Here is a 15,227-nt window from a genome sequence, read left to right as displayed (position 1 = left end):
CTCTACGATACGCGCGTCGATCATGAGAACGGTTCAACTGTTGTGATCGCAGCCAGGCCCGAAATGCTGCACGACGTCCGAGGCGACGACTTCTGCACGGTCATGCAAAGCGTGGACGCCGAAGCGTTCAAAGGCAAGCGGATGCGGCTCGCTGGCGAGTTGCGCACGGAGGATGCTGGCACTGGCGCGACCATCTGGTTCCGGGTCGATGGTGCCAAGGGAACGCTCCTGTTCGACAATCTCGAACTGCGGCGACCCGATGGGCCATTGGTCGGAACGCAGGGTTGGAACGAGCGATCAGTTGTTTTTGACATTCCCGAGGAAGCCTTGAGCCTCCACTATGGCTTCTTCCTCAAAGGGACCGGCAAATGCTGGTCTCGCAAGTTCAGCCTAAACAAAGTCGATGGCAGCGTTCCAACCAGCAGCGGCAAGGGACTTGTTCTTCCTCGCCCGACAAACCTTGATTTCGGACAAGGAGCTGCGAACTAGCAGCCCAAGCGGCGGAACCAAATCCGCCGCTTCACTCACATGCCCGCTTGTGGGGCTAGTGTGTAACGTCTGCTTCGGCGGGACGGTCGCCAGAAGCCGACAGTCAGGAACCCACCCCCATTTGGACACTGCCTCGGCCTGAGCGGACCGTCAGCTTTTGGGAAGTCTGAAAGGCTGGCTGGAAGTCTGAAATGGGGCGCATTGCGCCGGCTCCTCATTGGCACCGTTGTTAGGTCCTGCGATCAACTGGGCCAGCCATCTTCTGCAGCGTTGGGCGGTGTTGTTGAAAATTACTTTGATACAAGCCCGCGCTCTGCGCCGGCCATTCGTTTCATTTCAGGTGTTTTTCGACGCACCGATCTTATCGAAAGTAAGTTCAGCGCCGAGATAAGCGTGGCGTGCACATCCCTGCCGGAACGGTCATGTCGTTGAACTCCGGCGTGGCGGCAGCATCTTTCACGACGGACCGCTTCGGCCCTTGCGGTGGCGTGAATGCGTACATGGCTCAGTAACCCTACGTTCGACAAATCCTTATGCTTTCGACGTCTGAGGTGGTCCCGGATTCCGAGACAGGGGCATAAGGTGGATCTTCCGACGAAAGGGACGATCCAGCATGAAGACACGCAGACGGTTTACGGCCGAGTTCAAGGCCAAGGTGGCGCTTGAGGCGATCCGCGGCGAGCGGACGATTTCTGAACTGGCGACGAAGCACCAGCTTCACCCCAACCAGATCACGCAGTGGAAACGGCAGGCAATCGAGAACCTGGCCAAGGCTTTCGAAGAGAAGGCAACGGATGCACAGGTCGGCCGGGAGGCGGAGGTGACGAAGCTGCACGCCAAGATCGGGCAGCTCGTCGTCGAGCGAGATTTTTTGGCCAAAGCCTTCGATCGCTGAGCCTGGATCGGAGGAGAATGATGATTGATCCCGATCACAACCGGCTCTCGATCCGCCGCCAATGCGAACTAGTCTCGATCTCGCGGGCCTCGTTCTATCGGCAACCGGCGGGAGAGACGCCCGAGAACCTCGAACTGATGCGCCTCATCGATGAGGCCTTCATGGAAATGCCCTGGTATGGGTCTCGGCAGATGGCGCGGCACCTGTGCCGTCAGGGCTGGTGTGTGGGCCGCAAGCGGGTCCGGCGGCTGATGCGCAAAATAGGCCTTTCGCCGATCTACCAGGCACCGAAGACCAGGGAGCCGCATCCCCAGCATCGCATCTATCCCTACCTCCTGCGGCATCTGGCGATCGAGCGGCCTGATCAGGTCTGGTGTGCCGACGTGACCTACATTCCGATGCGGCGCGGCTTCCTCTACCTCGTCGCCATCATGGACTGGTTCAGCCGCAGGGTTCTGGCCTGGCGGCTGTCGAACACGATGGATGTCGACTTCTGCGTCGCTGCTCTGGAAGAGGCAATCGCCCGGCACGGCAAGCCCGACATCTTCAACACTGATCAGGGCTCGCAGTTCACCAGCTTCGCCTTCACCGCGACATTGAAGGATGCCGGCATCCGCATCTCCATGGACGGTCGCGGACGCTGGATGGACAACGTCTTCATCGAGCGGCTATGGCGCAGTCTCAAATACGAGTGCGTCTTCCTCAACGCCTTCGAGACAGGCAGCGAGGCCCGGCTGGGCATCGGCTCCTGGATCGACTACTACAACGAGCGACGCCCCCATTCGACCTTCCGCGGCAGGACACCCGACGAGGTCTATGCTGCGGCGGAAATGACGGAGCAATTGGCGGCGTAGAAACCAACCTGATCCACCTTAGCCAAACCGCCGAACTGTCTCACCAGGCGGGACCACCTCAGTCAAGTCTTGCCTTCAGGTCCGTGCAACTGACGGCGTTCAGTAATTTTTCTACCAAGACCTATTGCTATGGCGCGCTTGCACCAGCGCAGTTACCATGTCTCCCGTTTTATAGTATTCTGAGTTTAGGTTGTTACCCATGCAAGAACAACTAAGTTTCTCGGCTTCATTGCGCGCAATGCAAGATGCTTGGAAGGCGTGCGGTGCAGTCGAACTCCCGGAGAATGCGACTTCTCTTTCCAGTGAGCGAGCCCAGCTAGATGAACTTCTATCTTCCACACTCGAATGTGTCGGAAGTGGTTTCACCGTCAAGAACCTTCGGCAGCTGATATCAAGTGTCGTACTTGAGGCGGCCCTTTCTGGCCAAGACGAGGTTGATTTGGCCAAGCTCTTGGGCGTAGTCGTGAGGCATCTTTCGGTTGATACTGAGATCCTGCCACCCGGCGGCGCTGGCTGGATTCGTGGTCTGGCAATCGCGACTCGACTGCAGGAACTATGGCCCCATGAAACCCGAAACGACCGACTTAGAAATGTTGAATTGGCTTTGAAACGCCTGGTGAGTAAGGGGCACGCCTTCAACCTCGCTGTGGGCAAGATAGACAGGACCTCCCCCGGTTTTCAAACCGCCACCGCTGAAATAATGCGCTTGTTTAACAAGCTCGGGCAATTTGATATTTTCCAATTCATCGAACAGGTTGCAAGAAGTCAACAAGGCTATGAGTTTGACCAAGTTCTGTTTGGTCGAAACCCAAGCAATGAGCCTAGGGACGCTGGTATTCCCTTCGGGTTCCTATGGCAGTTGGCTGCACGGACTGCGGTACTGCCTTCGGGCTCCAAAAATCCCGAACGAGACCGTAAGGATGCTTTTGAGCTTTCCCGAGACCTGATTGCCTTGATCGACATCGAAACCTATGGCCAATTCTGGGCCATAGCTGCGCAGGCCGCGCCAACCGATGCGTGGCTGGCCGATGCAGTGTTGCATGACCATCTCTTCTCCCTTCAGCAATGGTCTCCCTACCTAACGCCGATTATACTGCGGAGTTTCTTCGGAACCGCCCGTGATGAAGCCCTGCGCAGTGCCTATGGTTGGGGTGTCGAGGACGTTGCAATCGCTGCCGAGTTGCTGGTGGCAGGCCAAACAACGAGTCCTAGGATCATTTCCGCAGCACTTTTTGAGCGCCGGCTCCCACCTAAGACTGTTACGAATCTTCTTCGCGATCTGACACATGAATTGCCGGCGCCTAATGCCGACTATACCGACCCATTCTCCGCCGGGCGTCACGACCTGATGTTCAGGCCATTTGTCTCGAGTCTACTACCTGGCAAATACACGGTCCCATCAATGGCCACTGTGGGCCCGGCTATCTATGAGGTGGTTGCTGCCGCTGCGCGCAATACCTTTTCCAAAGATGAAATGGCTAAGCTTTCAGGCGAGGGCCTGGAAAACGCCACCCGCGCTGTTTTAGAGTTTCGCGGCATAGTGCCGACCATCGTCGCAGCGAAGTACCTCGTTCATGGCCAAGCCGGCGAATGCGATTTGGTACTGGAAGATGACGAAACCATCATTTTTATTGAGTGCAAAGCCAAAGCTATGCCACGGGGCGCCATGGCAGGAGCGGCCATGGATGCCGTCTTTGCCTATATTGAGGGAATAGCGTCATCTCAATCTCAGGCGCTGCAGCATCAAAGTCTCCTTGAGGCGCATGGCCGGATCACCTTCGAAAATGGCAAAGTGCTGGAACATCTGAGGCGCAAAATTGTCCGCCTGTCGACCACACTTTTCGACTTCGGCACGCTCCAAGATCGGTTTGTGTTCAGTCAGTTGAGCGCAACGCTGGCGAATAGCAAGTTGAGCGTCATTGGTGCGCCCAACAAGTCGGCGCAGAAGCGCGTCAACAATTCTAACGCAATATTGCAGCAGGTTGGCCAGCATCTTTCGCGGGACACAGGGTTGGGTGGAGATGTCAACGACTGGATCTGGGTGCGCTCGCTTTCGACAGCTTCCCTGTCTCTGGGGCAACTAGCAACGATATTGATCGACCACTCAACTGTTTCCTCTTTAGCGGACGTGATCCGAAAACCCGCAACCTTCGCAACCGGTAGCGTACTCAAAGAGTACCATTATCTGCGTATGCAGAGACTCGTCTAAGCGAGTGGGAAAGCTAACTACATTGAGCCATGGGCAATGAGTGCGCCCACAAGCGGGAGGGCTTGGAGTTGCGGACGACCTTGGCAGTCGACAAAGGCGACTCTTTTGAGCTGAGTATTCAATATCAGTTCGAAACCTCCGCTCCGGGGTCAGCCGATCTCGACTTTCTTCGCCGTGTAATTCATCTTGTTGGAATTGCTTCTCCGTCAATTTGTTCCCCCCAGAAAGCACCGTCCATGGAGAGAGATTTGAGCCAAAGGGGAGCATTCACCTTTATCGACCTTTTCGCGGGCATTGGTGGGCTCCGTTTGGGCTTCGAGGCAATCGGGGGCCGTTGTGTTTTCACCAGTGAGTGGAACAAGTTCTCCCGGGAGACCTACCGCGCGAATTTTGAAGATGATCATCCAATAGATGGTGACATCACCAAAATATCTGCGACAGACATCCCTGCTCATGACGTCCTGTTGGCAGGTTTTCCATGCCAGCCATTCAGTATAGCCGGGGTTTCAAAGAAGAATTCCCTGGGGCGCTCTCATGGCTTCCTTGATGAAACTCAGGGTACATTGTTCTTTGATGTGGTAAGAATCCTTAGTCATCACCGACCGAAGGCATTTTTACTCGAAAATGTGAAAAACCTTTTGTCGCACGACAAGGGGAACACGATGCGCGTCATTCTCCACGCTTTGGACGAGCTGGGGTATGCGGTTGACCATCGGGTGATAGATGCCCGCGCTTGGGTGCCGCAACATCGAGAACGGATATTCATCGCCGGTTTCCGTCGCGATCTGCCTACCAGCTTCACTTTGAACGACATTCGTATCCCGGATGCATCCCCTCGGTTGTCGTCAATTCTTCACCCGGAAGATGGCAGCGAGAGGCCGGAGCCACCCTTTACCGAAGGCGCCAAGGGCAAGGTGTCATCACGCTACACCCTTACGCCAAGACTGTGGGAATACCTCCAGAACTATGCCGCGAAGCACAAGGCTGCCGGTAATGGGTTTGGTTTCGGGCTTTTTGGCCCCGACGGCGTGGCAAGGACTTTGTCAGCCCGATATTACAAGGACGGATCGGAAATCCTCATTGCTCAACCTGGCGGCATTCCGAGACGGCTGACACCAAGGGAATGCGCTAGGCTGATGGGTTTTGACAGGCTTGGCTCAAATCGACCTTGGACGATCCCTGTCTCGGACACCCAAGCCTACCGGCAATTCGGCAACGCCGTCGCCGCGCCTGTGGCAATCTCGATCGCTGAAGCCATGGCCCCATGGATTACCAATAAGGTCTCGCTTTTGGCCGGGGCGCACAGGGTTGCCTGAGAGGCAGGCCTTCAGCCGGTCAGAGATGATGTCTAGGATCGGTCCGAAGGACACGAAGCCTGAACTTGTGGTTCGACGCGGACTTCACGCGGCCGGCATCCGCTTCAGACTTCACCGCGGTGACCTGCCAGGACGGCCGGATCTCGTTCTGCCGAAATATCGGGCCGTGATATTTGTGCACGGATGTTTCTGGCATCGCCATGATGGATGCGCAAATTTCAGGCTTCCGAAGACCAACACGGAGTTCTGGCACCACAAGATCGACCGGAACGTGGAACGGGATCGCGAAGCGATCGTGGAGCTCAGAAAGCTAGGCTGGCGCGTACTTATCGTCTGGGAATGTGAGACGAGAAAATCACCTCCGACAAACCTGATTGATAAGATCATGGGCTGGATTGCTGGAACAACGGAAGAGGAAGAAATTCCTCGACCGTTGGTATAGTCATTCGAATTTTTTTAAACGACTCGTATATCGAGGTCATAGGGGGCGCCAATGACAAAGCTGATCACTGACCAAGACATGATCAACGACCCGAATGCAGCAAGGCTGATCTACGGATTACGGGACACGGGCTATAACGTTCGTACGGCCGCCGCGGATATTATAGACAATTCAATTGCTGCCGGCGCAAACACCGTAAACATCACTATCGAACTGCTTCATGATGGACGGAAACTCGTGCACTTTGGCGACGATGGACACGGCATGAATGCAACCGAGGTCCGTAACGCTATGCGTTACGGTGCGGATCGGAGAAGGGACGCTAAGAGCCTAGGGAAATTTGGCCTCGGCCTGAAGACCGCTTCAAGTTCTGTCTGCAAGCGTTACAGCGTGTTGTCCAGGAAGGCAGCCGATGAGCCAATTTCAAAATTGACTTGGGACTTGGATCACGTTGAGCGCCAGAATGCGTGGGAGATGCTGGCGGAGCCGGTCTCGCGGGACCAGAACGAACTTTTCGACGAGCTTTGTGGTGTATCAGGGACGTTGGTCGTCTGGGAAAACTGTGACCGCCTGCTGTCAAAAGAATACACGCCAGGAGCAAAGGAACAAGCTGCCGTCAAACGCTTGGCGGAGGCACTGAGCAAGCACATCGCGCTTGTCTTCCATCGTTTTCTTGATGCCAACGACGGCCGGGAGAGGACTGTCGTAATCAACGTCAATGGTTCTCCCGTCAAACCTTGGAACCCTTTCTATCCCGAGAAGTCTGAGCAGGTGCTCGCTCCGAACAAGCAAACAGTCTTGGTAGAGCTATTCGATGGGACTGAGGAGGAAGCGCAGATGAAAGCGTGGATACTGCCTCACCGTCGTGACATGACAAAGGAAGAAGAGGCGGAATACGCGCGCATCTCAAACAGAGCGCAAGGATTTTACGTGTATCGCGAAGGGCGGCTAATTCAGGACGGAGGTTGGATGGAGGTGTTTGGCGCCCCGGAGCCACATACGTCGCTTCTTCGTATCGAGTTCGACTTCGGCCATGAGTTGGACGAGGCGTTTCGGATCGACGTAAAAAAATCACGTATCCTGTTCCATCCGGATCTGGAGGACGGCCTGAGAAAACTGCTTCAGCCGGTCTATCGCGAAGCGGGACAGCGCTATCGCCGCCAGAGCCGTGAACAGGCAAATAAGGATGGAACGGTCGACCACAGCAGCGCGAACAAAAATATCGCGGCAACCAGCAATACGGCAAAGCCACACGTGACCGGCGCCGATGTGAACTCGCAGACAGCTGAAATCAACAATAATCGCGGCCAAAAAATCCGCATCAAGGCGCCTGTCCAAAACTACGTTAGTGCGGACAGCATCCACGTGGAGGCTGTGACCAGCATAACGAACGGCCACCTCTGGGAATTCGCATACCGCAGTACGGGCAGTGCCGAGCATGTGCCTGGTGTTCTACTGAACAAGCACCACGACTTCTATCAGAAGATATATCAGCGGGCAGCTGCCAACGGCTATGCCGTGGAGGGTATGGACCTGCTTCTCTATGCCTTTGCAATGGCCGAGCAGAACAATACAGACCCTGAACTCGAGCCGGTCTTCGAGGACATACGTGAGGAGATCTCGGCCAACCTCCGCAAACTCCTGCGCAATGTTCCGGATCCAGAGCCTGCCGAGTTGGCCGACGAAGAAGACTTGTGAGGTCGGCGTGATAGCAGCTTGGCAGGATATCGTTCGAAAGGAGATTGAGGCAGGTACCGGTGCTCTGATCGGCATGTCCGTGGATCAGCGAGGCATGCGCACAGCCCTGCGAATCTGGTTTGCAGACCTGGATGAGCGTCGTGGTCCGTTTGTGGAACTGAAGCCGCACGGACTCAAGGGCTATCGTGCAACTCTTGGTTTTGGCACCTTTGCGGGGGAGATCGTACGCCAGATACAGCGCGCCGGTGAAGAGGACGTGCAGCTTGCTCAGGCTCTGGTGGATTCACTTGCTCCAGACGTTGAGCTCGACCTGTTTGGTCAGGAGCGCGGCCAATGGCGAGTGCACTCGGGCAGCTTCCGGCTCACGGCGACCTTGAGAAAGACCACTGAGTCTTCTGATGAGGCGGTTGCTCGCGTCAGCCGAGATGTGGTGGTTCCCTTGATGGCTGCCATGGCCGAGCTCATCGGCTACGACCTCGTTGAGGAGGACGAGGGAGCCTCTAGCTCAGAAGAAGGCGCAATTCTGCTTGCAACCGTTCGGCGCAGGGAGAGAAATCCTCGCAACCGCCTCTTGTGCATCCGTTTGCACGGGGAGCGGTGCCTCTGCTGCGGCATGGAGCCCCGGAAGTTATACGGAGACGCTGGCGATATTCTGGAAGTGCACCATCTGGAAGCGTTGTCGCTGTTGGCCGTGCCACGGCCATATGACCCGGGCAAGGATCTTGCCCCGCTCTGTCCGAACTGTCATCGCGCAGTACATACCCGGAGACCCGTTCCTCTCGATCTCGACGACGTGCGGACTTTCATGGAAGCTGCCCAAAATGAGCATGGACCGCTGTGACGGACTTGGGCCAACTTCCTCGCGATTTTGCTGCTTTGATTAGGGACCCACCAGATGGCATGGAGGTCTCGGAACGGGTGCTTGACCCCATTCTTGTATTGTCCAGATCCCAGAACCGGATAGTCGCTCAATTGGCCGGGCGTAGAGTCGTCCGGGGCGAGGCGCATCAACTGATTGCCCCGTCCCTAATGCATTCGTGGGTTGCGGACGGCACGATCATTCGTCCTCTGCCTCGAGATGTCGTGGATCTGGTCGCGGGCCTGCTCAGGGGTTTGGATCCAGAGGATCTGTCTTACTCTGCTGCAATAAGTCTTGTTCGCGAGGCTCCCGATGATTTGCCGGTCGAAGCTTCTCCAGAGTTGCTGCATGCCGGTCGTGTGGCCGCAGACCAACTTCCGCCCAACATTGCCGTCGACGGGCTACAGGCGGACCTTTTTCCATATCAGGCGCGCGGTGTGCAGTGGATGTGGGAAACCTTAAATCGTACGGGAGGGCTAATCCTTGCAGACGAGATGGGACTTGGGAAGACGCTCCAGATCATAGCTTTGCTGATGATGGAGCCGCCCATAAAGGACGCACCTGCATTGATCGTTTGTCCTACTAGCCTGATCGCAAACTGGGTGCGCGAGATTCAACGTTTTGCTCCGTCCCTGAGCATCATGGTTCACCGGGGTAGCCACAGAGCAGGAATTTACCGAGACCTCCAAGTCGCGCAAGTCATTATCACCACCTACGACACGATGGTGAACGACATCGGCCTGATATCTTCTCTCGAATGGTCATGGGTGATTTGCGACGAAGCGCAAGCCATCAAGAACCCCCATTCAAATCGCCGAATGGCTGTTGCGACGATTCCGCGCCGCAAGACCATCCCCATGACCGGCACGCCGGTGGAGAACAGCCTCCTTGACCTTTGGTCACTGGTTGATTTTGCGATTCCTGGAATGCTCGGCGATAGGACAGTGTTCGAAGTCGAATTCCCTGACACCGTGGAGGCCGCGCAGTCGCTGGGTCGACTGACAGATCCAATCATTCTCAAGAGACGCGTCATGGATGTGGCAGCGGATCTGCCTGAGCGTATTGATATAGACGTCCCACTTGAGCTCGAAGACGGCCTCGCCCAGCAGTATGACGCCGTTCGGGAGTCGACGCTGGCAAAATACCCTGTTGCAGGTGCGCTTGTAGCCACTCTTCAGTTACAGCTGTTTTGTGCTCACCCTTGGCTCAGAGCTCCGAAAGTAGACGGTGGGGCTTGGGATGATGCCGCCTTGGTAGATCAGGAAGGAATTCCGCTGATCACTCCCAAGCTCGAACGGCTCACCCAGCTTCTGCGCGAAGCATTCATGAACCAACGAAAAGTTCTTGTATTTTCGCTGTTCAATCGGGTCGGCGATTTGGTGAAAAAGGCGAGCGATGGGCTCGCTGGAACTTGGTGGGGGGCCATCAACGGTTCAACTCCATCCTTGGATAGGCAGCCGATCGTGGATGATTTCTCCACCCACGATGGTCCAGCGTGTTTAATTTTGAACCCGAAAGCGGCCGGGGCCGGTCTCAATATCACCGCTGCGACGGTGGTTATACACTTCACGCCAGTGTGGAACCCCGCAGTAGAGGCGCAAGCCAGCGCACGAGCGCACCGCCGTGGTCAGACCGAGCCTGTCTCGGTTTACCGTCTGTTCTATAAGGATACTGTGGAGGAGGTCATGATAGACCGGTCCGCTTGGAAATCGGACTTGGCCAACGAGACCGTGCCAGTTTCATCCCGCGATGAAGATGACTTGCGCCGTGCCCTCCAAATTTCGCCTACGAGGCCAACAAAGTGAAGAGATTTATCAAATCCTTGAGCGCCAACGATGTGGGTAGTACCGGAGCCCATATGGCAGGCATTCTGGTTCCCAAGTCAGATGGCGAGCTTCTGGCGTTTCTTCCGCAACTGGATCCTAAGCAGCTGAATCCTTCGGCCTGGATAGATTGCGTAGCCCCTGATGGTACGGAATTGAGGTTACGATTTGTCTACTACAACAACCGTCATCACACTCCCGGCGGTACGCGGAATGAGTACCGCATTACTCATCTGACAGGATTCCTTCGCGATGCCGGCGCTAAGGAAGGCGAACTGTTTGAAATCTCCCGAGAAGAAGGATCGTCTACGTACCAAATTCGGGTAATCAACGATCACCTTGAAAACGCGATCTCCGTCGATACGGAGGGTCCAGTACGCATCAAACTGACCTCAGGTTGGGCAAGGATGCACTAATCTCCACGATCAGTGGCTTCTTGACCCCGAGATACGAATCCGTGGTGTCTCGTGGTCATCAACATACCCCTCGGCCCGCGCACGATCGAGAATTGTTATGGCGAGAACACATTGACGTTCTGAAGGGAGCCGACGACCGAGTTGACTGCACGCCTTTAGGATTCCATCATCCTTCATCGAGAAGGTGCGATTGGGTGCTGTCCAAAGACGGAGGCGTCCCCAGAAATCGGCGCCCAGCTCAATGACCTTTGTTTGCGCTTCGATCCCTGAAATCATGGACTCTTCGCGCTTTCCCTCGCGTTGTGCAGCCCTTGCTTCCTCCAGATCGATCAACTGATCGATCAAAGCGGTCCCATAAGTGACCTCGGACCGCATCAGGCTGCCCCAGCAGGCCTGCTTCTTCGCCCACTCCGTGATGTTCCGGATTCCGCTCTCGGGCGTGACAATGACCTTAGTCGCTCTCTCACAGGCAATCAGAAGGCATTGAAGCATGCCTTCTGGCACATTCTGATTTGACCAAACCGTGTCAAGGTTGAGAACTTTATCCATCTTTTCAGCGTCATGGACCAACTTGGAGATTCCATATGCCACTATGTTCGCTCTATAGCCGCCAGGATACCAGTCCTGCCTAGGGACGGCCTTCTCCAAGCTCCGAAATATGATCAGCTTTGCTATTAGCCGCTTGTACCACGTCTCGTCATAGCGCGTTTCGGTCGTTGACCAGGAAGAGCCAATTTCTGCAGCAAACGCAGCAAAATTTTTCTGCGCGCCTTTGCTGACTATGTCCGGCCGCTGCCGAAAAGAGAACTCGACTTTTGCAAGATCGGTCTTGAGAAAGAGCTGCGATTTTGGTTGTTCCGTATCAAAGCGGCGCCTGTCCGATCCACCGCGCTTTGAACGTTCCACCAAGTACTGGCCTCGAGCTCGCTCATAGAACCATATGGTCTGTCGATTGGCTCCCGAAGATGGGGGCGCAAGGACGCGACGTGAGTATCCCTCTATCCGTAGATGAAAGGGATGATTGGAGAAAAAATCCGCTGCACTGACCTTGTTCTGGCTGTTGGCGAACTTGGATATGTTGGGCACCACCTCCTCGGAACGCTCTGGCCGTACAACAGTCAACTTGATCTGGACATTGACCCGATCCAAGGTGTCCGGATTTGATCGGAGAGCGGCATGCAGGGATGCAGTTGTTTGGCCGCCGTTGACGATCTGAAGGTTGCGGGCCGAGAGGATTTCCAGCCGCTCTCCGTCTTGTCGGGTCTCCAAGCTGTCGGCGGTAGCTGAGAGTCCATTGTTGTAACTGAAGAACATCCCCGGATCGTCGCGGATTGTGTCCCGAATACCGGCGTTGACGGACCGCCTGCTCGCTTGAATAAAGGACCGTACGTTAGACTCGAGGAGCCTGGCGCCCCACATTTCGTAGATTTGAGCCAGCTGTTTGCCGTTGATGACCGCCAAGTATGATGGGAACTCGGCGTCATTTGTTGATGCCGCCAACGCTGGCAGGCACGAACCAAAGTCCTGCTCAAAATTTACGACGATCTTTTCTTTGGAGCCTGTGGTCTCTACTCGATGGAAACGTGCCAAGTCCCAAATGTTGTAGGTGACAGGAATTTCGCCAATCTTTCCGGCGAGTTTTGCATCCGTTCGGGCACTGTAGATCCCGTTCGTGATGAGGATCAACTTGACCTTCGTTACCGATGGCCATCCCTCTGAAATCATCGTCGCAGTACCGAACTCTGGTGTTCCAAGGCTCAGGGTATCCCGGAAGTCCCGCCTTCTCGATGCAACGACGTAGTTTACCAAATGCCCAAAGATCTTTTTTACGTCCGCGGCATTGAGGGTCATAGGTTCGTGGTCGTTGTACAACTCGCACGCGATAACGCTCAGGATCCCTTCGGCTTCCTTTGGGTCACCGCCATGGCCGTCCAGCCTAAGGGTTTTACCCGCTGAGTTCCCTCTCCAACCACATCGATCTGCTGTTTCGAGCTCACCTTCTGTTTCCAGAGTCGCGCATAGACGTTCAAAGGCGACATCTTCCAATGGCAGATTCGATAGCCTGCTTTCTTCGCGCAGTTCAGCAAGCAGATCGCCATTGTATTCGGTCAGCTGGTCCATTGTTCCTGTGCTCGACGAATTTCACTCAGATGCCAGTTGAGAGCTTGTCCATTGGAATGACATGGTCGGCCCCGTCTGTCCTCGGTCTGCGTGGGATCTCCTCCGATCCATAAACATCAATCCAACTTCAAATGTCATAAAGATTGGATAATTTCTTACGATCTCACAGTGAGTACTGGCCAAGTCGTCTGCCTCTTCCTTCCTCTTAATGCCGCTTGGCTTGGTCCGGCCCGCAAATGCTGGACAAGAAAGGGAGGTGGCTCCGCTAGCGCTGTGGCGCACATTTAGAGGATGGGGCCCGGAGGCCGACTTGACCCCGGATTTGTTCGCTTGCGCCTACGGCGCTTGCCCCAGCTTCGATGAAGCTGGGGTGGGGGAGTGTGGGGCGGACCACTCCGGCGTCAACCTCTGGCTTGGGTCTTCTTTCTTTTGCCAAGTGGCTGCCGGAACGGCATCTCTGAAGGGATCTCCGATCCCTTCCGTCGCGGACAAGGCCGGCTTGCCGGCCGCTTCGGGGCGTTTACCCCGAAACCCCTTCGGTTGAGCGGAGTAAACATCACGATCTGCTTCTGGCTCTCGGATGAGCCAGAAGCAGAACACTTGCTGTGGGAAGGTTGGAGTGAAAACTTAGAGCAGGCGCTGATGCGGTGCCAAGCCATTGGGGGCTTTGGCCAGAAGCCAGAAGGAAAGCCAAGGATGCAGGGCCGAGATCATGTGCCGGTGGTACGCATGGAACGGATGCAGCTTGCCGGGCGAGGCCTTGAGCCTCGTCATCTTGGTGCGCAGCTCGGGAGCGAGCACTGCAGCAACTACCGGCACAGCATTGGCGGCATGTTCGATGAGCGGGATCCAGTGCTTGCCGGGGCGGGCGGCGAAGATCGCCGCAGCACAGGCGGCAACGACCTTGCCGGCAACTGCCTTCTCCCCCCCGGTGGCATTGTTCAGCCGTTCGACCGCCTGCAGCCAGCGCAGCACCAGCGGCAGCTCGTCCTGGAGGGACTGCCGCAGATCGCGCGCACCGACCAGCTTGGCAAGGGCGCTCCATTCCGCTGCCACGAGGTTGAGATCAGCCCCCGAGGCAACGGTGCTGGCGATCGTTTCCGTTAGCCCGGGCGCCTTGGCCTGAAGCTTTTCAGCCAGTGCTGCCGCATAGGCCCGCTGCCCCTCGGCATGACGCTGTCCTTCCGGCATCAGGATGACGTCAGGTTCAACCATGCGGCTGCGCCAGCGATTGTAGATCGCGAACGGATGCTGGATGCAGGGTTCCAGCGAGAGCTCCCGCAGATGGAGGACGCTGGTTTCCTCCGAGCGCTCGTAACTAGCCGCATCGACAGCAAGAATCCTTCCACCAGCCGCAAGATAAAGGTCGCGAAAACTCTGGTTGTTCAGCGAAGCCAGCTCATGGGCGCTGGTCACCCATACCAGGGTGATCCCGGCCGTCCGGTATGCAGCGTTGCGCTCGGTGATGGTCGTCAACGTCAGACGAGCGAGCTGCAGCTCCAAGGCGATCGGCTGACCCTTATAGATGGTGAAGATGTCCGGCCTGCGGTGCCCGTCACCGATCCGGATGAAGTGCTTGTCAACGACCGGTTCGGAGAAGTCTGTATCGCAGCGGATGCTATCGGCAAGGCAAGTCTTGAGGCGGCGATGCGCTTCACCTTCCTGGTTGCCACCAAACTGGCCGGCGCCCGTGTCACGCATGACGTCAGGCGTGCGCCAGCAGCACTCCGCAGGCGTGCCCCCATAGTGCTTGAAGTAAGCACCACGACCATCGCCGGTCGAGGCCGTATGGCTGACGGCAAGATAGACAGGGCTGTTGCAGTTCTCACAACGGAACAGGATGTTGCCCTCGCCGCGCCCATACGCAATGGCCCGCCGCGCGGTGGTGAGGTCAACTGCGGTGAGGCCATCCAGCACGGCCTCGACGGGCATGATCACCGGCTCGGCGCCGCGAAGGTCAATGACCTTCTTGATGGCACGACGGGTCTTGCGATTGCCTGCGATGGCAGTAGGGGAGTCAATGCCCTGTACAACGGCACTGCCGTTTTGGACAATCGCGGGAAGCGTGGTGGTCGTCTGTTGGGTAGTCATGGATGAAAGTCCTT

At 56.3% G+C, this 15,227-nt stretch carries 10 protein-coding genes and 1 pseudogene; 9 read left to right on the top strand and 2 right to left on the bottom strand.

Annotation, left to right across the window (positions count from 1 at the left end; all coding sequences use genetic code 11):
- From IC608_RS06685 to IC608_RS06645, 9 genes and pseudogenes are all read left to right on the top strand, one after another.
- Positions 1–489, top strand: a pseudogene (locus IC608_RS06685) (glyoxalase superfamily protein); the annotation flags it as partial.
- A gap of 613 nt (positions 490–1,102) precedes the next feature.
- A protein-coding gene (locus IC608_RS06680) for an IS3 family transposase (protein ID WP_191773701.1) occupies positions 1,103–2,238 on the top strand; the annotation gives its coding sequence in 2 pieces (ribosomal slippage) (positions 1,103–1,355 and positions 1,355–2,238; 1,137 coding nt in all).
- 199 nt (positions 2,239–2,437) lie between these two features.
- Entirely contained in the window at positions 2,438–4,447 is a 2,010-nt protein-coding gene (locus IC608_RS06675; RefSeq protein WP_191773699.1) for a hypothetical protein, read from the top strand.
- 80 nt (positions 4,448–4,527) lie between these two features.
- The gene (dcm, locus tag IC608_RS06670) at positions 4,528–5,763 is read left to right on the top strand and encodes a DNA (cytosine-5-)-methyltransferase (protein WP_282567934.1); all 1,236 of its coding nucleotides are present in this window, start codon (positions 4,528–4,530) and stop codon (positions 5,761–5,763) included.
- Positions 5,764–5,788: 25 nt separating this feature from the next.
- On the top strand, positions 5,789–6,205 hold the full coding sequence (locus tag IC608_RS06665) for a very short patch repair endonuclease (RefSeq protein WP_282567933.1): 417 nt from the start codon (positions 5,789–5,791) through the stop codon (positions 6,203–6,205).
- 51 nt (positions 6,206–6,256) lie between these two features.
- Positions 6,257–7,903 carry an ATP-binding protein gene (locus IC608_RS06660; RefSeq protein ID WP_191773697.1) on the top strand — a complete coding sequence of 549 codons (1,647 nt, stop codon included), beginning with the start codon at positions 6,257–6,259 and terminating at the stop codon, positions 7,901–7,903.
- Positions 7,854–8,744: an HNH endonuclease gene (locus IC608_RS06655; RefSeq protein ID WP_210316218.1), complete on the top strand. Its 891-nt coding sequence runs from the start codon at positions 7,854–7,856 to the stop codon at positions 8,742–8,744. The genes IC608_RS06660 and IC608_RS06655 overlap by 50 nt, the downstream gene beginning before the upstream one ends.
- Positions 8,745–8,986: 242 nt before the next feature.
- Positions 8,987–10,567 carry a DEAD/DEAH box helicase gene (locus tag IC608_RS06650; protein WP_210316217.1) on the top strand — a complete coding sequence of 527 codons (1,581 nt, stop codon included), beginning with the start codon at positions 8,987–8,989 and terminating at the stop codon, positions 10,565–10,567.
- A gap of 53 nt (positions 10,568–10,620) precedes the next feature.
- Positions 10,621–11,001, top strand: a complete 381-nt coding sequence (locus IC608_RS06645; protein ID WP_248306177.1) for an EcoRII N-terminal effector-binding domain-containing protein — start codon at positions 10,621–10,623, stop codon at positions 10,999–11,001.
- A gap of 9 nt (positions 11,002–11,010) precedes the next feature.
- Here IC608_RS06645 and IC608_RS06640 read toward each other — a convergent pair whose 3' ends face one another.
- Together IC608_RS06640 and IC608_RS06635 are read right to left on the bottom strand one after the other, a co-directional pair.
- The gene (locus IC608_RS06640) at positions 11,011–13,122 is read right to left on the bottom strand and encodes an AIPR family protein (RefSeq protein ID WP_191773694.1); all 2,112 of its coding nucleotides are present in this window, start codon (positions 13,120–13,122) and stop codon (positions 11,011–11,013) included.
- A gap of 627 nt (positions 13,123–13,749) precedes the next feature.
- Complete coding sequence (locus tag IC608_RS06635) at positions 13,750–15,213, bottom strand: competence protein CoiA family protein (RefSeq protein WP_191773693.1); 1,464 nt, start codon at positions 15,211–15,213, stop codon at positions 13,750–13,752.
- Positions 15,214–15,227 lie beyond the last annotated feature (14 nt).

The organism is Devosia oryzisoli, assembly GCF_014837245.1.
Lineage (GTDB): Bacteria > Pseudomonadota > Alphaproteobacteria > Rhizobiales > Devosiaceae > Devosia > Devosia oryzisoli.
Note: the sequence above shows the minus strand (reverse complement) of the source record. Positions and strands in the feature narration are given on the sequence as shown.

What these genes read in the sequence shown, in the direction of transcription:
- IC608_RS06640 (WP_191773694.1), bottom strand. Translation starts at nt 13,122, where the DNA reads ATGGACCAGCTGACCGAATACAATGGCGATCTGCTTGCTGAACTGCGC.
- IC608_RS06645 (WP_248306177.1), top strand. Translation starts at nt 10,621, where the DNA reads ATGGCAGGCATTCTGGTTCCCAAGTCAGATGGCGAGCTTCTGGCGTTT.
- IC608_RS06675 (WP_191773699.1), top strand. Translation starts at nt 2,438, where the DNA reads ATGCAAGAACAACTAAGTTTCTCGGCTTCATTGCGCGCAATGCAAGAT.
- IC608_RS06655 (WP_210316218.1), top strand. Translation starts at nt 7,854, where the DNA reads ATGTTCCGGATCCAGAGCCTGCCGAGTTGGCCGACGAAGAAGACTTGT.
- IC608_RS06660 (WP_191773697.1), top strand. Translation starts at nt 6,257, where the DNA reads ATGACAAAGCTGATCACTGACCAAGACATGATCAACGACCCGAATGCA.
- IC608_RS06635 (WP_191773693.1), bottom strand. Translation starts at nt 15,213, where the DNA reads ATGACTACCCAACAGACGACCACCACGCTTCCCGCGATTGTCCAAAAC.
- IC608_RS06665 (WP_282567933.1), top strand. Translation starts at nt 5,789, where the DNA reads ATGATGTCTAGGATCGGTCCGAAGGACACGAAGCCTGAACTTGTGGTT.